General features: G+C 40.3%; 19 protein-coding genes and 1 other RNA gene. 9 read left to right on the top strand and 11 right to left on the bottom strand.

Annotation, left to right across the window (positions count from 1 at the left end):
• The first annotated feature begins 76 nt into the window (after positions 1-76).
• On the top strand, positions 77-961 hold the full coding sequence (locus RF53_RS01260) for a LysR family transcriptional regulator (RefSeq protein ID WP_039036378.1): 885 nt from the start codon (positions 77-79) through the stop codon (positions 959-961).
• A 7-nt stretch (positions 962-968) separates the two neighbouring features.
• Here the strand turns inward: RF53_RS01260 and RF53_RS01255 are convergent, their stop codons facing one another.
• Positions 969-1922 carry a YihY/virulence factor BrkB family protein gene (locus tag RF53_RS01255; RefSeq protein WP_039036377.1) on the bottom strand — a complete coding sequence of 318 codons (954 nt, stop codon included), beginning with the start codon at positions 1920-1922 and terminating at the stop codon, positions 969-971.
• 176 nt (positions 1923-2098) lie between these two features.
• Here RF53_RS01255 and RF53_RS01250 point away from each other — a divergent pair, with 176 nt between their 5' ends.
• Positions 2099-3115 carry a mechanosensitive ion channel family protein gene (locus RF53_RS01250; RefSeq protein WP_425273085.1) on the top strand — a complete coding sequence of 339 codons (1017 nt, stop codon included), beginning with the start codon at positions 2099-2101 and terminating at the stop codon, positions 3113-3115.
• Between the two features lie 58 nt (positions 3116-3173).
• Here RF53_RS01250 and rnpB read toward each other — a convergent pair.
• An RNA gene (gene rnpB / locus RF53_RS19090) (RNase P RNA component class A) lies at positions 3174-3537 on the bottom strand.
• Positions 3538-3578: 41 nt separating this feature from the next.
• Positions 3579-4436, bottom strand: coding sequence for a 16S rRNA (cytidine(1402)-2'-O)-methyltransferase (rsmI, locus tag RF53_RS01245; RefSeq protein ID WP_039036376.1), 858 nt, complete (start codon positions 4434-4436; stop codon positions 3579-3581).
• Positions 4437-4497: 61 nt separating this feature from the next.
• On the opposite strand from rsmI, the gene RF53_RS01240 reads away from it, so the two are divergent.
• Genes RF53_RS01240 through dolP form a run of 4 tightly spaced genes read left to right on the top strand, consistent with a single transcriptional unit; the run spans position 4498 to position 7937 of the window.
• Positions 4498-6375: a penicillin-binding protein activator gene (locus RF53_RS01240; RefSeq protein ID WP_039036375.1), complete on the top strand. Its 1878-nt coding sequence runs from the start codon at positions 4498-4500 to the stop codon at positions 6373-6375.
• Between the two features lie 9 nt (positions 6376-6384).
• Entirely contained in the window at positions 6385-6756 is a 372-nt protein-coding gene (locus RF53_RS01235; protein ID WP_006792124.1) for a YraN family protein, read from the top strand.
• A gap of 25 nt (positions 6757-6781) precedes the next feature.
• Positions 6782-7375 carry an SIS domain-containing protein gene (locus RF53_RS01230; RefSeq protein WP_006792123.1) on the top strand — a complete coding sequence of 198 codons (594 nt, stop codon included), beginning with the start codon at positions 6782-6784 and terminating at the stop codon, positions 7373-7375.
• Positions 7368-7937 carry a division/outer membrane stress-associated lipid-binding lipoprotein gene (gene dolP, locus RF53_RS01225; protein ID WP_008130334.1) on the top strand — a complete coding sequence of 190 codons (570 nt, stop codon included), beginning with the start codon at positions 7368-7370 and terminating at the stop codon, positions 7935-7937. Before RF53_RS01230 ends, dolP begins: the two co-directional genes overlap by 8 nt.
• A gap of 61 nt (positions 7938-7998) precedes the next feature.
• On the opposite strand, the gene RF53_RS01220 is transcribed toward dolP, so the two are convergent.
• The 8 genes from RF53_RS01220 to zapE form a co-directional block, all read right to left on the bottom strand.
• Positions 7999-8433, bottom strand: a complete 435-nt coding sequence (locus RF53_RS01220; protein ID WP_006792121.1) for a ClpXP protease specificity-enhancing factor — start codon at positions 8431-8433, stop codon at positions 7999-8001.
• Positions 8433-9059, bottom strand: coding sequence for a stringent starvation protein SspA (gene sspA / locus RF53_RS01215; protein WP_006792120.1), 627 nt, complete (start codon positions 9057-9059; stop codon positions 8433-8435). The genes RF53_RS01220 and sspA overlap by 1 nt, the downstream gene beginning before the upstream one ends.
• Before the next feature lie 79 nt (positions 9060-9138).
• On the bottom strand, positions 9139-9882 hold the full coding sequence (locus tag RF53_RS01210) for a cytochrome c1 (RefSeq protein ID WP_006792119.1): 744 nt from the start codon (positions 9880-9882) through the stop codon (positions 9139-9141).
• Positions 9879-11144 carry a cytochrome b gene (locus tag RF53_RS01205; RefSeq protein WP_039036374.1) on the bottom strand — a complete coding sequence of 422 codons (1266 nt, stop codon included), beginning with the start codon at positions 11142-11144 and terminating at the stop codon, positions 9879-9881. The genes RF53_RS01210 and RF53_RS01205 overlap by 4 nt, the downstream gene beginning before the upstream one ends.
• A complete protein-coding gene (gene petA / locus RF53_RS01200) occupies positions 11144-11734 on the bottom strand; it encodes a ubiquinol-cytochrome c reductase iron-sulfur subunit (protein WP_006792117.1) in 591 nt (196 codons plus the stop codon). Before petA ends, RF53_RS01205 begins: the two co-directional genes overlap by 1 nt.
• A 579-nt stretch (positions 11735-12313) precedes the next feature.
• Positions 12314-12706, bottom strand: coding sequence for a 30S ribosomal protein S9 (rpsI, locus tag RF53_RS01195; protein WP_086007041.1), 393 nt, complete (start codon positions 12704-12706; stop codon positions 12314-12316).
• An 8-nt stretch (positions 12707-12714) separates the two neighbouring features.
• Positions 12715-13143 carry a 50S ribosomal protein L13 gene (gene rplM / locus RF53_RS01190; protein WP_002957960.1) on the bottom strand — a complete coding sequence of 143 codons (429 nt, stop codon included), beginning with the start codon at positions 13141-13143 and terminating at the stop codon, positions 12715-12717.
• A 270-nt stretch (positions 13144-13413) separates the two neighbouring features.
• Positions 13414-14502 carry a cell division protein ZapE gene (gene zapE / locus RF53_RS01185; RefSeq protein ID WP_039036373.1) on the bottom strand — a complete coding sequence of 363 codons (1089 nt, stop codon included), beginning with the start codon at positions 14500-14502 and terminating at the stop codon, positions 13414-13416.
• Between the two features lie 132 nt (positions 14503-14634).
• Here zapE and RF53_RS01180 point away from each other — a divergent pair, with 132 nt between their 5' ends.
• The 3 genes from RF53_RS01180 to RF53_RS01170 all read left to right on the top strand — a co-directional run bounded on the left by RF53_RS01180 (position 14635) and on the right by RF53_RS01170 (position 17747).
• Positions 14635-15078: a YhcB family protein gene (locus tag RF53_RS01180; RefSeq protein WP_008130322.1), complete on the top strand. Its 444-nt coding sequence runs from the start codon at positions 14635-14637 to the stop codon at positions 15076-15078.
• A gap of 132 nt (positions 15079-15210) precedes the next feature.
• Positions 15211-16563 carry a Do family serine endopeptidase gene (locus RF53_RS01175; RefSeq protein WP_008130320.1) on the top strand — a complete coding sequence of 451 codons (1353 nt, stop codon included), beginning with the start codon at positions 15211-15213 and terminating at the stop codon, positions 16561-16563.
• A gap of 101 nt (positions 16564-16664) precedes the next feature.
• On the top strand, positions 16665-17747 hold the full coding sequence (locus tag RF53_RS01170) for a trypsin-like peptidase domain-containing protein (protein ID WP_039036372.1): 1083 nt from the start codon (positions 16665-16667) through the stop codon (positions 17745-17747).
• Positions 17748-17777: the final 30 nt, after the last annotated feature.

The raw sequence follows: 17777 nt of genomic DNA, 5'->3' as shown, positions 1-17777 counted from the left end.
TATTTCTGTTATGCAATTAAAAATGCGTCTATACGGTCAAGTCCAAGAAGCAAATAAATTTCTAACAGGATTTCAAATGGCAAAACCCACATTAGATCAATGGCGGATGTTTAAAGCCGTGGTAGAACATGGTGGTTTTGCTGGCGCCAGTGCCGCGGTATTTAAAAGCCAGTCAACGGTTCATCATGCAGTGCAAAAACTCGAAGCCGCTTTGCAAATAAAACTACTTGAGGTGAAAGGCCGTAAAGCGTTTTTAACGGAAAGTGGAAAACTTATATTACGCCGTGCAGAGTTTTTAATTGAAGAAGCGAATAAAATAGAATCTGTTGCAAATACACTAAGTGAAGGAGTGGAAAGTACATTAAAAATAGCAGTTGATGAAGTATTCCCTCTGCCCATTTTGTATCAAGCACTTGCTAAAACAAGTGAGCTTTATCCATTACTAAAAATCGATTTGATCGAAAGCGTGCTAACCGGCGCCAATGAATTACTTAACAATGCGGTGGTTGATTTAGCTATTTCATCAGTTCCTATTTATGGCATTAGTTGTAGCAAATTGACAGATGTTGAGTTTATTGCCGTAGCGCATAAAAATCACCCACTTAACAAATATGAAGAACAATTAAGCTTTCGAGATTTAAAACAACATCGACAAATTGTAGTGCGCGATTCTGCAACACACACTAATCAAGACGAAGGGTGGTTAGGCGCAGATATGCGCTGGACCGTTAGCCACTTACGTAATTCAATTGATATGGTGAGCCAAAATCTAGGTTACGCGTGGCTTCCGTTTAATCAAGTAGCTCATCTTATTAATGATCATACACTCAAGGTACTAAACCTTGAGCAAGGCATTACGCGTCCTCTCAACTTATATTTAATGTGCAACGATGTTGATAGATTAGGCCCTGCAGCACAAGAGTTTAAAGATCAACTTACAGCAATAATTGCAGCAGAGTAACGATTGATTAATCGTTTTTGATACCTAAGTGATCAGCAACATACGCGCCGCGTTCACCTAGCTCTTTCTCAGGTCCAATTGTGCTGTCTTTTGCCGTTTGCTGCTCTGTTTCTGCGTTAATCACGGCTCCCATGGTGACGATGTACGCGCTTATGTATAACCACATTAGCATTATAACCACCCCACCCAAGGATCCATAAGTTTCGTTATAACTTGAAAAACGCGATACATAAAATGAAAAGCCAATAGATGCTATAATCCAAAATACGGTTGCAATAGCAGAGCCAAGCGTTATCCAACGCCATTTAGCCGCTTTTCTATGTGGTGCGTAACGGTATAAAAGCACCAATGCAAAGTTAAACGTAAGTGCTAGTATTGGCCACGACACGACCTTAATTAACAAATCAATACTGTCTTTGAGACCTACTAAATTTAGTACTATAGGCAAAATACCTATAATCAACAGCGCAAAAATAGCGACTAAAATAGCACCTACCGAAAACATAAAACGAACAAACTGCGCCCTCAAGAAAGAACGTTTTTCATATTCATGATAACTTATGTTGCAGGCTGTAATTAATGCTTGGCTTCCCTTAGAGCTACTCCAAATAGTGAGTAATAACGTGCCTAACGCCCCTAAAGTTAGCCGCGCCTGAGAGCTTTGCGTGAGCTCTGAAATTTGCGATAAAATCAGTTCACGCGAACTATTTGGTATTAAGGTTGTAAACTGCCTAAGGTGCTCACTGATCTCTGCAGGTGAAGCAAAATAAGCGTATATAGAAACTAAAGCAGCAATAGCTGGGAAAATAGCAAGTAACGCATAAAATGCCACTCCGGCAGAAACCAAAGATAAATTATCTTTGCTCATGCGCGCAAAAATACGCTTAGCAATATCCCACCAGCCCTTCATGGGAATATGTGCTGGTTGCTCTGCATGTTGACCTCTTTTTGGCTTTTTCATACTTAATCTCACTATAGTTAGTACTTTAATGAAGCAAAATAACTGCCAACTTAAAAAAGGTGTTTGGTATTAAACTTGCTGTTAAAGTAAAAGTAACTAAACACGGAAGAAACCCAATGCCTACAATAGCATCAGACGTACCATCAGCTGCCAGTACCCCCTCATTGAACCCGGTAATGGAAGGAAATGTGTTTTCGTGGCAATTTTTTTATGACCAAAGCATGCAATTAGTTCACGCTACAGCGCAAATATTACCCACCTTGTTGTTAGGTTTACTCTTACTCACTATCAGCTATTTTACAGCAGGCCCTCTTTCACGCATGCTCATAAAACCTATCAATTTAGTAACCGATAGTAAGCTAGTTTTGCTGGTTGTAAGGCGCGGAATTAGCACTTTAGTCATTTTATTAGGCCTATATCTGTTTTTACGTTTAGCAGGGCTTACTGAATTTGCGGTAGCCATAATGAGTGGGACCGGTTTAATAGGCTTAATATTAGGCTTTGCTTTTAGAGACATTGCTGAGAACTTTATCGCAAGCTTACTCTTAAGTGTGCAACGCCCGTTTAAAATAGACGACGTAATTGAAGTAGATGGACGTTTAGGCGTTATAAAAAAAGTAACGGCCCGTGCCACAACGCTTGTTGATTACGATGGTAATCACATTCAAATTCCAAATGCTACGGTATATAAAAATACCATCAAAAATTTAACTGCCAACCCCAAAATGCGCGGTAAAGTGGAAATAGGTATAGGTTACGATAACGACATACGCAGCGCGCAAACGCTTGCTCTAAATATAGCAAACAAACAAACGGCCGTATTAAACGATCCCCCAGCACAAGTACTTATAAAAAATTTAGGCTCATCAACAATAAACTTTATTTTATATTTTTGGGTTAATAGCGAGCAGCATAGCCCACTTAAAGTAAGCTCTCAGCTTATGCGTGAACTAGTTAATGAGTTTACTGAGAAAAATATTAGTATGCCGGATGATGCCAGAGAACGGATTTTACTAAATGCCTCTGGCGAGGATTTTTCAAGCTCAGCAATAAAAGAGCGTTTAAATGAAAAGAAACCACCGGAAACCCACGAGCAAACCGAAACACTTAACGATGTAAGCAGTGATACTGACGAAATACGCGAACAGGCAGAGCAGTCAAGGGATCCTGAACAAGGAAAGAATATTATTTAAGTTAATAAAATTTAGATGCAAAAAAGCCCGCAGCGTTAACTGCGGGCTTTTTATTGAATGAGTGAGTCAGCCTATAAGCCGGGTTTTGTCCTTTCCGAAGAAAGTGATAATCATTCGTCTAGGCCATAAATCGCTCTATGGCTCAAGCAACCTACCCGGTTCCAACGTGGGCCACGCCATAAGGAACCCTATTTGGTCTTGCTCCGAGTGGAGTTTACCTTGCAACCGACTATTACTAGCGGCCCGGTGCGCTCTTACCGCACCCTTTCACCCTTACCAACCGAAGTTGGCGGTCTTCTCTCTGCTGCACTTGTCGTGGGCTCACGCCCCCCAGCCGTTAGCTGGCACTCTGCCCTGTGGAGCCCGGACTTTCCTCCCCCTGATCATTTTCGTCACAGGCAGCGATTATCTTGGCTGACTCGGCGCGCAGTATACATGACGCTAAAGCCAAGCGCAGTAATATTTACTCTTTTTCTTCAATAATTGTTTTGTATAGTGCATTTTTTTTCATGCCAAAGTACTCAGCTACAACACCGCACGCCTTTTTCATTGGCATTTCTTTTTCAAGTAGAGCCAACATTTTACGAGCCTCTGGTGGAATGTCGTCTACCACCTTAGGTTTGCCCGGCAGCATGAGAACTATTTCGCCGCGTTGCTTAGTGGGATCATCGGTTAAAAACTGCTTTAGCTCACTCACTGAGCCATTAAAAAAAGTTTCGAACGTTTTAGTTAGCTCTTTGGCAAATACGACCTGCTGTTCACTGCCAAGTGCAGTTTCTAAATCGTCTAGACTTGCCATAATACGGTGCGTACTTTCATACATTATACTGGTAATACTTGAGTTAACCGCATCGATAAAAAAATCTTGGCGAGCCTTACTTTTAGCGGGCGTAAAGCCAATAAACTGAAAACGATCGGTAGGCAGCCCTGAACAACACACCGCGGTTATAGCAGCGCACGCACCTGGTACTGGGGTTACGCTTGCCCCTTGCTCACGACATAAGTTTACAACCGCATATCCAGGGTCACTAATGAGTGGCGTGCCTGCATCCGATACTAAAGCAATATTTAATCCTTGATTAAGCTGATCGATAATTTGCTGTGCTTTTTGTTTTTCGTTGTGATCATGTAATGCAAATGTTTTTGCCTTAATACCAAAATGGCTAAGGAGTTTACCTGTATGGCGAGTGTCTTCAGCAGCGATTAAGTCAACCTGCGATAATGTCGCGATAGCACGCTGACTTAGGTCGTCATAATTGCCAATTGGGGTGGCAACAACGTAAAGAGTGCCAATTTTATGTGAATTCTCCTCATTTAACATTGAGGTCTCCTGCGTCAGTCAGTAATATAAGCAAATCGCGTTAACGTATTGGGAAATCATTGTGCGACTTAAACTAGTTGGTCTATTAATTATATTGTCAGGGTTATCGGCGTGTAGCACAACCGAAAAACCAATTAAAAAAAGCGATAACTTCAGCAGCAGTGCAAATGCGCTAAAAAATCAAGCGACTAATGCTCAATCTATCTATCAATTGGCCGTAAATCGCGAAGGTGCAGATAAAATACAATTATTGTATAGCGCACGTGATGCTGCTATTTCTGAGAAGAACTGGCCATTATTAGAGCAAATTGGTAGCGACCTAGAGTTAACAGCGAGTGTCGATCAAACTCAAAATCGCCTTTATATTGCATACGCGCAAAAGCAACAAAATAAAAATGACCAGTCTTTGATTATTTTACAATCGTTAGATGGTCAACTGACACAACCTGAACACTTTGCATGGCATCAGTTTTTAACAGCCAGTATTTACGCCTCACAAAATTTCCCTAAAAAAGCGGCTCCCTATTTTTTTAGAGCATCAGAAACATCTGCAAAAAATAATATTGATATACCACAACTCGACCAACAATTATGGGATAACCTAAAACAGCTTTCTTCTTATGCGCTGGAGCGTTTTAACCGTGGCTCTGTTATTCAACAAGGCTGGGTAAATCTTGCTTTATACCATCAAGTATATGCAGGTAGCGGTGTAGAGTTAGATCAAGCAATAAATAATTGGCGACGCCGTTACGTGGGGCACCCTGCTGGAGCCGTGTTACCTAAACAAGATGAAAACTTTGTTGAATTAGCACCTTTGAACATTGACCGCTTAGTTTTGTTATTCCCTCAATCAGGTCCTAACGAACGCCTAGGTGATGCTTTAAAAGCAGGAGCTTTAGCCGCATTAGATAAACAAAATATTAATGAAGCTATTTTTATTGATGAAAATTTAAGTACTGCAGACATTGCAGCAAAACTTGACCAAATTAACCCTGACTTTGTAGTTGGGCCACTACTTAAAGCGAACATAGATAAGCTTACGGCAGCTGAAACGCTTATTAATATTCCTACGTTGCATTTAAATACATTCGATGGAGACACTATTTCGCTCCAACACTACTATTTTGCCCTAAACCCAGAGCACGAAGTTGAACAAGCTTTAGAGCATTTTCTAGCTATGGGATACCAAAAACCCATGCTACTCGCTCCAGAAAATACGAATGGCCAGCGCTTAGTTGATTTTTTTAATCAGCAATGGCAACGCTACAGCGAGACTAAACCTCAAATTGGTTTTTATGAAAACAATCAAGACATGCCAAAAACGGTTAGTAGCTTATTAGAAGTTGATCAATCTAAAGAGCGTATAAAAACAATAAAAGCCTTATTCAAGCAAGAAGTTGAAAGTGAAACACGCTCACGTAGTGATATTGATGTAATTTATATTTTAGGTGATGCAATAGAAACACGCTTAATTAAGCCCTACCTCGATGTAAATGTGAGTACATTCTCAGAGCGAATTCCGCTGTATGCGAGCTCAAAAAGTCACAGTAAGCAAATTGACTCAACCGACAAAGGCGATTTAGACGGCCTGTATTTCACAGAATTACCTTGGATGCTTAATTCACAAATCACACAACATAACTTACGTGAGCAGTATAATTTGCTTTGGCCTGAGCAAGCCGATATTAGCCAGCGCTTATTCGCCATGGCATACGATGCAGTACTCGTTATTAACGATATTAGGCAGTTGAGCTTAATGCCTGGCAATAAATTTAGCGGTTTGAGCGGTAAGTTATCAGTTAATAGTAATGGTCACCTACAACGCGTACTTGATTGGGCTCAATATACTAATCGCCAAATTAAGTCTGTGCAGTTAAAAACACAACGCCCTGTGCCCTTATTTATGCAGTCGGCTAGCGGTGTAAAAACGATAAATTAAGGGGGCGGCATGTCGTGGTTTAAAGAGCTGTGGCAAAATAGTCGTGAAAAAGGTCAGTACTACGAACTACAAGCGCAAAAATACCTAGTAGCGCAAGGTTTAAAACCTATAGAACGTAATTATTACTGCCCCTTTGGTGAGCTCGATATTATTATGAAAGAGGGTAACACCCTTGTTTTTGTGGAAGTGAAGTTTCGCAAAAACAATGCTCGAGGTGGTGCTAATTATGCGCTCAGCGCCCAAAAACAAGCACGGCTTAAACGTAGTATTCATCATTACTTAGCAGCTAAAAACTTAACAAATCAGGCATTAAGAATTGACTATGTAGCCATAACCGGAGAATCATCTCCTACATATAATTGGCTTAAAAACGTATTTTAAAAATACTAAAAAGAATTGGTAGGCTATGCAAGACACAATAAAAGAAATTTTCACAGAAAGTATTCAAGTTCAAATAGCCGCTGGAGAGGTCCTTCCCAGTGCGCTTGAATCGGCCGCGTTCACAATTGCACAAAGCCTTATTAACGGTAATAAGTTAATTTGTTGCGGGACAGCTAACTGTCATATGCTTGCGCAACATATAGCGGGTATATTGGTCAATCACTACGAAACAGAGCGTCCTTGCTTGCCTGCTATTGCTTTGTCACAAGAAAATATAAATCTTGGGCAGAACAATCACAGTGATGATCACGATACATTTGCCCGTCAAATCCGTGCATTCGCTCAACAAGGTGACTTACTATTGGTATTAGCAATTAATGGCAATGAAAAGCAGGTAATTTCAGCCGTTGAAGCTGCACTTACACGCGATATGAAGGTCATTGTTATGGTCGGTGACGATGGCGGTGAATTAGTGGGTTTACTTGGCCCTAATGATGTTGAAATAAGAACACCGTCTAAACGTCCAAGCCGTATTATAGAGTCGCATTTAACTAACTTACATTGTTTAAGTGAACTTATAGATTTAACGCTTTTCCCGCAGGATGAAAATTATGTTTAAACGCTCCCTTATTATTTTAGGTACCGTTGTATTATTACAAGGCTGTGCTGCAGCTGTTGTAGCCGGCACTGCCAGTGCAGTAACCGCTGCAAACGACCGTCGCACTATAGGCTCTCAAATCGATGATAACAATATAGAAATTAAAGCTAGCATTGCTATTAGTGAAGTTGAACGCCTAGAAAAGTCTGCTCGAGTTAACGCTATAAGTGTCAATGGTATTGTTTTGCTTGTTGGTCAAGTTGCTAATCAGGAAATGAAAAACGAAGCACAAATAACCGTAGAAGCGATTGCCGGCATTCGTAAAATTCATAACCAACTTCGTATTGGTTCAAATATTGGTATAACAACTCAAACTCATGATTCGTGGCTCACCTCAAAGGTAAAAGCACAGTTACTAGCAGCTAAAGATATTAGTAGCAATAACATTAAAGTGGTTACAGAAAACGCTGAGGTGTATTTGATGGGCTTGGTGTCTCAAGATGAAGCTAATCGTGCAGTTGATATTGCACGTAATGTGTCGGGCGTAGAGCGAGTAGTAAAGGTATTTGAATATATTAATTAAAAGTCACTAAACTACAGCGATAAAAAAACCGCTTTTAAGCGGTTTTTTTGTAATCTACATATTATTTTATAACACGTAAATGTGAGCCTTTTTTCTTTTCAGGTTTTTCTGGCGGTGTTTCATCTATATACTCAGATGAATCAACACTTTCTAGCCCTGTATCAAACTCGTCTTCGTCCTCTACAAACTCGTCTGCAGTAAAGACTGTACCTTCGCCATTCTCACGGGCGTAAATTGCAAGCACAGCACCTAAAGGTACATAAACTTGCATTGGCTGACCGCCAAAACGCGCGTTAAAACTAAGTTGGGTTAGGTCTAACGAAAACTGTGTTACTGCTGATGGGCTAATGTTAAGCACTATTTGTCCATCTTGCACAAATTGTGTAGGCACTTGCACATTCGCAAAACCAGCGTCCACCACAATATGTGGCGTACATTCGTTATCGACTATCCAATCAAAAAAAGCACGTAATAAATAAGGACGATTAGGCGTCATTATAAACGGATCTCACGCTCAGCTTCAGTTAAAGAGGCTTGGAATGATTCACGTTCGAATAAACGGATCATGTACTCTTTCATCTCTTTAGAGCCTGCACCATTAAGCTCAATACCAAACTCAGGTAAACGCCATAGTAGTGGTGCTAAGTAACAATCTACTAAGCTAAACTCTTCACTCATAAAGTAAGGAGCTTCGCTAAAGATAGGAGCTACTGCAAGTAATGCCTCAGTTAACTCTTTACGAGCTTGTGCTGCATCTGATGTGTTATTGCTGATTTTAGCAGCTAAGCTGTACCAATCAGTATCAATGCGGTGCATCATTAAACGGCTACGACCACGCATTACCGGGTAAACAGGCATTAGTGGAGGATGAGGGAAACGTTCATCAAGGTATTCCATGATGATATTTGCCTGATATAAACCAAGCTCACGGTCAATCAGTGTTGGCACTGTACCGTAAGGGTTAATTTCGTGAAGTGCTTCTGGCAGATTATCCTTTTCAGCCAAATGAATATCTACACTTACACCTTTTTCTGCAAGTACGATACGTACTTGATGGCTATACATACAGTTAGCCCCAGAGAAAAGGGTCATTACAGGGCGCTTATTGGCAGCTACGGCCATGCCTACCTCCATTAAATAACTAAAACAGCAATAGGGGCTTAAGCCCCTATTGCAAAATTACCTTTAAATATGTTCAAAATTAATGAACATCTCTCCAGTATTCTTTCTTAAGCATAAATGCCAAGATAAATAGGATAACTAAAAACCCAATTACCTTAATACCTAGCGCTTCCGATTCAAGTCGAGTAGGTTCACCTACGTACTCTAGGAAATTCGTTAAATCACGAACTGCTTGGTCATATTCATCTACACTCATCTCACCTGAACCATCTGTTTCAGTACCTGTGATATGTACAGTTGTTACACCGTCAACAGTTACTTCTTCAGTTATAGGAGTAGGAACACCCTGAAGTTCTTGTAGAACATGTGGCATACCTACTGATGGAAATAACGTATTATTTACACCAAATGGGCGAGACTCATCTTTGTAAAATGATTTCAAGTACGTGTAAATCCAATCACTTCCGCGTACACGTGCAACATTGGTTAAATCCGGCGGAGCCGCACCAAACCATTTTGCTGCATCATCTTTAGCCATTGAGTTCTTGATATGGCTACCTACTTTTGAACCATCAAAAATAAGCTGCTCTTGGCCAACTTCCGTTGGAATACCAATATCACGGAAAGTACGTTCATAACGCTGATACTGCATTTGGTGACAACCAAGACAGTAGTTCATGAACAACTTAGCACCGCGCTGCAAAGATGGCTGATCAGATATATCGTTACCCGCGTCCATTAAAGGAACTGACGGGCCTGCCGCCATTGCAGGTAACATATTTACTGATAAAGCGAATAAACCAATTATTAGTTTTTTCATCATTTCGTTAACCTCTCAGGCAATGGCTTAGTTTTTTCATTCTTACTGTAAACAAATAACAGTACGAAGAACATAAAGTAAGTCACAGTACAAACTTGCGAAACAATTGTTTTAAAGTCAGTTTGCGGTGTAGCACCAACCCAACCTAAAAGAACAAAAGTAATAACAAAGCCTGCAATGTTCCATTTGTGGAAACCACAACGGTAACGAACAGAACGAACTGAACCACGGTCAATCCAAGGTAATAACGCAAGTACTACGATTGACGCACCCATTGCTGCAACACCCATTAATTTATCAGGGATTGCGCGCAAGATTGCGTAGAATGGCGTGAAGTACCAAACAGGGAATATATGTTCCGGTGTTTTAAGTGGGTTCGCCGCTTCAAAGTTTGGCGCCTCTAAAAAGAAACCACCCATAGCAGGCATAAAGAACACAACCCAACAGAACAAGATTAAGAAACCAACCACACCCACAATATCTTTTACTGTGTAATAAGGATGGAACGGAATCGCATCAATAATGTCTTTTTTATCAGTGTAGTATTCATGGAACTTAAATTTAGGCTTATCTTCTTCAGGAACAGTGCCTTTTTTACGTTTGTTATCAATACCGTCTGGGTTATTAGAACCCACTTCGTGTAGTGCAACAATGTGTAAAAATACTAAGATAACAATAACCAATGGCAGTGCAATTACGTGTAATGCAAAGAAGCGGTTAAGCGTTGCACCAGAAATTACGTAGTCACCACGGATCCAAAGTGTAAGGTCATCACCAATAACAGGAATAGCCCCGAATAATGAAATGATTACCTGTGCACCCCAGAACGACATTTGGCCCCATGGTAATAAGTAACCCATGAATGCTTCAGCCATTAGGGCTAAGAAAATAAACATACCAAACAACCACAGTAACTCACGTGGTTTTTGGTAAGAACCGTAGATCATGCCACGGAACATATGCAGGTATACAACAATGAAGAATGCTGATGCACCGGTTGAATGCAGATAGCGCAGTAACCAGCCATAATCTACATCACGCATGATATATTCTATTGATGCAAATGCACCTTCAGCAGACGGTACGTAGTTCATTGTTAGCCAAATACCGGTCAGTATTTGGTTAACTAGTACTAACATTGCTAATGAGCCAAAGAAGTACCAAAAGTTAAAGTTTTTAGGTGCTGGATACTGTGCAATATGCATGTTCCAAACACGTGTCATTGGGATTCTGTCGTCAATCCAACCAATAATCTTACCAAACATTAGGCCACCCCTTGTTCTTCGCCCACTAAAATAGTGGTTTCATCAAGAAAAGTATATGGTGGAATTTCTAAGTTTAATGGTGCTGGAACCGATTGAAAAACACGGCCAGCCATATCAAATTTAGAACCGTGACATGGACAATAAAAACCATCATCAGTCCCTTCCACTTTTTCACCAAAGCCACCTTGTAAAAAGCTAGGTGAACATCCTAAATGCGTACAAATACCTACAGCGACAAAAATCTCTGGACGTAATGAACGGTAGTCATTTGTTGATGATTCTAATTGTTGTGGCTCTTGCGATTGCGGATCACGAAGTTGACCTTCATGTTCTTTCATTTGCTCAAGCATTTTTGGGGTTCGTGATACAACCCATACAGGTTTACCACGCCACTCGACACGTATTAATTGTCCTGGCTCAAGTTTGCTTATATCTACTTCTACAGGCGCACCCGCAGATTTAGCTCGCTCACTTGGATTCCAAGACGCAATAAAAGGAACAGCAGCCCCAGCCGCACCAACACCACCAACAACAGAGGTAGCTATGGTTAAAAAGCGACGTCGGCCATTGTCTACAGGCGCATTGCTCATCCACTTATCTCCACTTACGATTCTCAACACTTGCTATATTGAGAACATCAGTTACAGCAGGTTAATTATTCGAAATTTTTAAAATAGAAATGATCATAATTAAAACCCTTGTTTAAAACAAGGTTATTAACAACTCAGGTCTTGAAAAATATTAATTTCACCAATGGTTTGATTAAGCTAGTTCGAGCACGAGCCGAAAAGTAATAATATCACTTCTGTAAAAACGATGTAGTGACCAAGATCAACTCCACTAAGCGGAAGTTTTAAGACTACACTATAGTGTTATAAAACTTGATCGTTTTACTTCCACGCCAATTGTAGCAAAAAATTCCATCAATTAACTGATGGATTTAAACTAATTACGATAATTATTTAACTTTTTTGCACCTATCTGGCTATTTACTTCCTTTCGTTCAATTAATACGCCGTTATTGCACTGTGTGATCATCATAAACAGTAATTTGCAATTACAGCTTAGGCTAACAATTTTTTAAAGCTCAAAGGAATCAGAAGAAATTTATCGCCAATAACAAAAAACCCAGCATAAGCTGGGTTTTTGAATTCTTGATAACGTATAGATTAACGTTTTGAGAACTGTGGACGCTTACGCGCTTTCTTAAGACCCACTTTCTTACGTTCAACTTTACGTGCATCACGAGTAACGAAACCTGCTTTACGAAGTTGTGGACGTAGTGACTCGTCAAACTCCATAAGTGCACGAGTGATACCGTGACGGATAGCACCAGCTTGACCAGTTGTACCACCACCAGAAACGGTGATGAAAAGGTCAAATTTTTCAGTCATATCAACAAGCTCAAGAGCTTGATGAACAACCATGCGTGCTGTTTCGCGACCAAAGTACTCTTCTAAAGAGCGCTTGTTGATTACGATGTTACCAGTGCCTGGGCGTAAGAATACGCGAGCACTTGAACTTTTACGACGACCTGTACCGTAGTATTGATTTGCCATGATAGTGCTCCTTAAATGTCTAGAACCTGAGGCTGTTGTGCAGCATGGTTATGCTCAGTACCTGCGTAAACTTTAAGTTTACGGTACATAGCGCGGCCTAAAGGACCACGTGGCAACATGCCTTTAACTGCTTTTTCGATGATCATTTCAGGCTTTGCAGCTTGAAGTTTATCAAAAGTAGTAGACTTAAGGCCACCTGGAAAACCAGAGTGAGCGTAGTACACTTTATCTTTGAATTTGTTACCAGTTACAGTAACTTTCTCAGCGTTGATAACGATGATGTAATCACCAGTATCTACGTGTGGAGTGTATTCAGCTTTGTGCTTACCGCGTAGGCGATGAGCGATTTCAGTAGCGATGCGACCTAAAGTTTTACCTTCAGCGTCAACTACGTACCAGTCACGTTTTACTGTTTCTGGTTTAGCAACAAACGTTTTCATTTATAAAAATCCAATGTTTTTCAATTAAAACCACAAGTAGTTAATATTAACTACTGCTCTAAGTTTGCTATAACCCCTTCGAGTTTTAGACTTTTGCGCCGCTCATTAGTGGCTAAACTATATGAAGGCATAGAACGCAACGTGGCAGACGCGGGAGTATACCAGCACTTAAACCACATTGCTACCGATCGGTTGTTTTTCCCACAAGAAAATTATCGCTATTTACAAATAAGTGTTGAGAGCGCAAAACGACCGGCATTCTAATTTTTATTAAGCTAAATGTTCTCTTGCCAAATACTCTAACGACTGCATTTCTTGTAAACGGCTTATGCAGCGTTTAAATTCAAAATTTAAGTTACCTTGGGTGTAAAGTTCGGTAATCGGTTTTTCTGCTGAAATAATTAGCGTCACGTGGCGTTCGTAAAATTCATCCACTAGAGCAATGAAGCGCCTTGCTGCATCGTCATTACTTTGGCCAAGCTGTTTTACATTAGAGATAATTACCGTGTTATATAAACGGCTAATTTCCATGTAATCAACTTGGCTACGTGCAGTCTCACACAATTCACTAAATTCGAATAGCACGACACTTTGAGCTACTTTGCGCGTTTTTATTAAGCGCCCTTCTATTTCTATAGGGTGATCGAGTTGACCCGGTTCAGCAGACAACTTATCAAAATATTCAAATAGATTTTTATCCGCTTGTTCATCAAGCGGGCTGTGAAAAATCTCAGCCTGTTCTAAGGTTCTCAGTCGATAGTCAATACCCGAATCTACATTCACTATTTCAGTATTGAGTTTTACCAGTTCAATGGCAGGCATAAAACGAGCCCGCTGTAGGCCATTTCTATATAAATCGTCAGGCACAATATTAGAGGTAGCGACTAAAACAATTCCACGAGCAAAAAGCGCTTCCATTAAACCACCCAGTAACATGGCATCCGTTATGTCTTGCACAAAGAATTCATCAAAACAAATGATGTCTGTTTCTGATTTAAATATATCCGCTACTTTTTCCAACGGATTGGTCGTGTTATTTAGTTTTTTTAATTCATCATGCACACGGTGCATGAAACGGTGAAAATGCACGCGCATTTTTCGATCACTTGGTAATGCCTCATAAAAAGTATCAACTAAATACGTTTTTCCACGCCCAACTCCTCCCCAAAAATACAAGCCTTTTATAGATTCTGGTTCATTTTTACCAAATAAATTAGCGAAAAAACCTGTTGATTTTGGTTTTGCTTGCGTGAGGTCATCGTATAAACGTTGCAAGTGGCGCACAGCATTTTCTTGTGCTGCGTCGTGTACAAAGTCATCTCGTTTTAAATCTTGTTGATATGTTTGCCAAGGAGTCATATGTATTTTCAGTCAAAACGCAGTTTAATTTGTAAAGCATATTAACACGCATCATAACTCGGGGTATATTACACTTAATATGATTTATAAATGAATCAGCATTCTTTCGTTATTTTCCCAAAGGGGTAGTTTATGGGCACAGTTATATGGGTAGGTTTAATCGTTATTGTTGCGGTTATAGCATTTTTTATTGGTGCATTTGTTACTAAAAAACAGTTCAAACAAGATGAGTTAAAAGAGCAAGCGGAACAAGCGCAAAGCGAACTTGAGCAATACCGCCAAGACGTAGCTGACCATTTAGCAAGCACCAGCAAGCTTGTAAATAAAATGAAAGATAACTACAACCAGCTCTTGAGTCATGTAGAAGAAACTAATCAATTACTGTTAGAAGATAGAAATAAAGAACCAGCAGCCCCTTACTTTTCAAAAGAAACAACAGAGCAATTACAAGCATCTTTAAAAGAGCGTCGTTCTGATCGCTCTTCAGCAGAGGCGCAACCGGCAGACTTTGTGTCAGGTGAGTCTGGTTTATTTGCTGGTGAAAATAAAGTACAGGACCGCTCTAAAGCATCTTGATGAACTTTTTTTTGACCCCATAGTCTTTAGATATAACAGCTTTGTTGTTTTATCTTACTAACAAACTAAAAAAAGGCTGCTTATGCAGCCTTTTTTAATTTTTGTTTTTCCTAAGTGGAGTAAACCTTGACTATGAAAATGAAATTATCACTTATCAGTGCTGCTATTTTATCTACAAGCTTATTAATGAGCCCGGTAGCGTCTTACGCAAAGTTACCAATAGCAGTTAATGGGCAACAGCTACCGACTCTTGCACCTATGCTTGAACAAATCTCCCCTGGTGTTGTGAGTATTCAGGTTTCGGGCTCTAAAGAGGTTCGCCGCCGCGCCGATCCACTTGAGTTCTTTTTTGGCCAGCAACAACCTCGCAGCCAAAAGCGCCAATTTAGTGGTTTGGGTTCAGGTGTGATTATCGATGCAGATGAAGGTTATGTGGTTACTAATAATCACGTGATCCAAGATGCTGAAAAAATGATCGTTACACTCGAAGATGGACGTGAATTTGAAGCTACTAAAATTGGTACAGATAAAGAGTCTGACATTGCACTACTACAAATAGACGCTGATGACCTGACAGAAATCAAACTTGCTAACTCAGACCAATTACGAGTCGGTGATTTTGCAGTTGCTATAGGCAACCCGTTTGGCTTAAGCCACACCGTCACCTCAGGCATTGTTAGTGCCCTTGGACGCAGTGGTTTAAACATTGAAGGTTACGAAGATTTCATTCAAACAGACGCCGCAATTAACCAAGGTAATTCCGGCGGTGCTTTAGTGAATTTAAATGGAGAACTAATTGGCATTAACACCGCTATTTTAGGTGCATCTGGTGGTAACGTTGGAATTGGTTTTGCTATTCCTTCTAACATGATGAAAAACTTGGTTGATCAGATTATTGAGCATGGTGAAGTACGCCGTGGCTCGCTAGGCATATCGGGTCGTCCACTTGATGCGGGCTTAGCCAAAGCACAACAGCTTGATGTTAAACAAGGTGCTTATGTAATGCAGGTAATGGATGATACTGCTGCAAGTAAAGCAGGCATAAAAGCCGGGGATGTTATTGTAAGCATTAATGGCAGCGATATAAGCGGCTTCCATGAACTGCGAAGTAAAATTGCTACATTAGGTGAAGGCAGAGAAATAAAGCTCAGTATTTACCGAGATGGAAAAATAAAAACGCTCAAAGTCACACTCGACGGTGCATCTGGTGTTAAAGCGGTTGGCGAAGAACTGCACCCCGCATTTCAAGGGGCTGAATTAGAAAATGTTCAGAAAAATAACGCAAAGGGGATTGAAATTACTTCTGTCGATCCTCGCTCTCCTTCTGCACGGGTAGGCCTAGAAGAAGGTGACATGATAGTTCAAGTGAACCGCCAACGTGTTGAGACAATTCGCGATATGAATAAAATCATCGAAAATACGAAAGGTAATATTGTACTAGGCGTTAAACGTGGACGTGAGTCTATATTTATCCTAATTCAGTAATTAATCGCAGTATATGTGTAATAAAAATAACAGTGGCACTTGCCGCTGTTATTTTTTTTGTGCCATCATAAAGGGATTGCTCCTTTAATAATAAGAAACTTGTGCTGAAATTCATTAAATTTGTCCTCCCTCCTCTATTTGCAGGTCTCAGTATTGCTTTTTTGGTGGTTTTTTTCAGCCCAAATATGAGAGCAGCGCTGCTGCCTAATGTTCCTATCCCTAGTGCAATGAGTGCAAGCCACTTAAGCTTTTCTGATGCAGTAAAGCGCGCAGCCCCGTCAGTCGTTACTATTTTTTCTGAAAGTATTTCCAAGGAGCCCCGCTACAAAAGAAAAAACACCGTTCAGGAGTTAGGCTCTGGCGTTATTATGTCGCCAGATGGCTACATACTTACTAATTATCACGTTGTTAATAATGCTGATGTCATCATGGTGATTTTAACTGACGGCCGACGTTTTTTTGATGTTCAGCTGATAGGCTTTGATACAATTACAGATCTAGCACTACTTAAAATAAATGCAGAACACCTTCCTGTTATACCCGTAAACGATGACTATACGACTAGCGTGGGAGATGTTGTATTAGCGATTGGCAACCCACTTAATCTAGGACAAACAATCACACAAGGGATTATTAGTGCCACAGGTAAACAAAAAATCACCGATAGCCCGTTTAATAACCTACTGCAAATGGATGCAGCAATTAATGTAGGAAATTCCGGTGGTGCACTCGTTAATTCAAATGGTGATTTAGTAGGTATTACTTCAGCGCAATTTAAAACCCGCGAAAACTTAAACATTCAAGGCATCTTTTTTGCTGTCCCCTACACCCTAGCGAAGGAAGTCATGGCTAAGCTAATTCGCCATGGTCGTGTAGTGCGTGGTTACTTAGGCTTTGAAGGCACAGCTGTAGACAGTACAGGCAAAGAGGTTAATGACAACTTAACCCCTGTGACCGGCATGCGTATTACAAATTTAGACCCATTAGGGCCTGCGTGGCAAGCAGGCATTGAAGAACAAGATATTGTAATAAAAATTGCAGGGCTTTCAGTGGCTAATCCACAAAAGGTACTCGAAAAAATTGGCAATACTGAACCAGGTAAAGAAATAGAGTTTGAATTGTATAGAGATGGAAAAATCGAAAAAATAATGGTTACTGTGGCTGAGCTTGAAACCAAACTCTAAATAAAGAAAGGTCGGTGTAATCACACCGAC

The sequence above is a fragment of the Pseudoalteromonas sp. ECSMB14103 genome, from assembly GCF_000813065.1.
GTDB lineage: Bacteria > Pseudomonadota > Gammaproteobacteria > Enterobacterales > Alteromonadaceae > Pseudoalteromonas > Pseudoalteromonas marina.
This window is presented reverse-complemented; position numbering and strand designations above follow the sequence as displayed.

Excerpts from the sequence above, each read along its gene's own strand:
- RF53_RS01180 (WP_008130322.1), top strand. The coding sequence starts at position 14,635 with ATGGGCACAGTTATATGGGTAGGTTTAATCGTTATTGTTGCGGTTATA.
- RF53_RS01250 (WP_425273085.1), top strand. The coding sequence starts at position 2,099 with ATGGAAGGAAATGTGTTTTCGTGGCAATTTTTTTATGACCAAAGCATG.
- rplM (WP_002957960.1), bottom strand. The coding sequence starts at position 13,143 with ATGAAAACGTTTGTTGCTAAACCAGAAACAGTAAAACGTGACTGGTAC.
- RF53_RS01175 (WP_008130320.1), top strand. The coding sequence starts at position 15,211 with ATGAAAATGAAATTATCACTTATCAGTGCTGCTATTTTATCTACAAGC.
- zapE (WP_039036373.1), bottom strand. The coding sequence starts at position 14,502 with ATGACTCCTTGGCAAACATATCAACAAGATTTAAAACGAGATGACTTT.
- sspA (WP_006792120.1), bottom strand. The coding sequence starts at position 9,059 with ATGGCCGTAGCTGCCAATAAGCGCCCTGTAATGACCCTTTTCTCTGGG.
- RF53_RS01235 (WP_006792124.1), top strand. The coding sequence starts at position 6,385 with ATGTCGTGGTTTAAAGAGCTGTGGCAAAATAGTCGTGAAAAAGGTCAG.
- rsmI (WP_039036376.1), bottom strand. The coding sequence starts at position 4,436 with ATGTTAAATGAGGAGAATTCACATAAAATTGGCACTCTTTACGTTGTT.
- RF53_RS01255 (WP_039036377.1), bottom strand. The coding sequence starts at position 1,922 with ATGAAAAAGCCAAAAAGAGGTCAACATGCAGAGCAACCAGCACATATT.
- RF53_RS01260 (WP_039036378.1), top strand. The coding sequence starts at position 77 with ATGGCAAAACCCACATTAGATCAATGGCGGATGTTTAAAGCCGTGGTA.
- RF53_RS01210 (WP_006792119.1), bottom strand. The coding sequence starts at position 9,882 with ATGATGAAAAAACTAATAATTGGTTTATTCGCTTTATCAGTAAATATG.
- dolP (WP_008130334.1), top strand. The coding sequence starts at position 7,368 with ATGTTTAAACGCTCCCTTATTATTTTAGGTACCGTTGTATTATTACAA.
- RF53_RS01205 (WP_039036374.1), bottom strand. The coding sequence starts at position 11,144 with ATGTTTGGTAAGATTATTGGTTGGATTGACGACAGAATCCCAATGACA.
- RF53_RS01220 (WP_006792121.1), bottom strand. The coding sequence starts at position 8,433 with ATGACGCCTAATCGTCCTTATTTATTACGTGCTTTTTTTGATTGGATA.
- RF53_RS01230 (WP_006792123.1), top strand. The coding sequence starts at position 6,782 with ATGCAAGACACAATAAAAGAAATTTTCACAGAAAGTATTCAAGTTCAA.
- petA (WP_006792117.1), bottom strand. The coding sequence starts at position 11,734 with ATGAGCAATGCGCCTGTAGACAATGGCCGACGTCGCTTTTTAACCATA.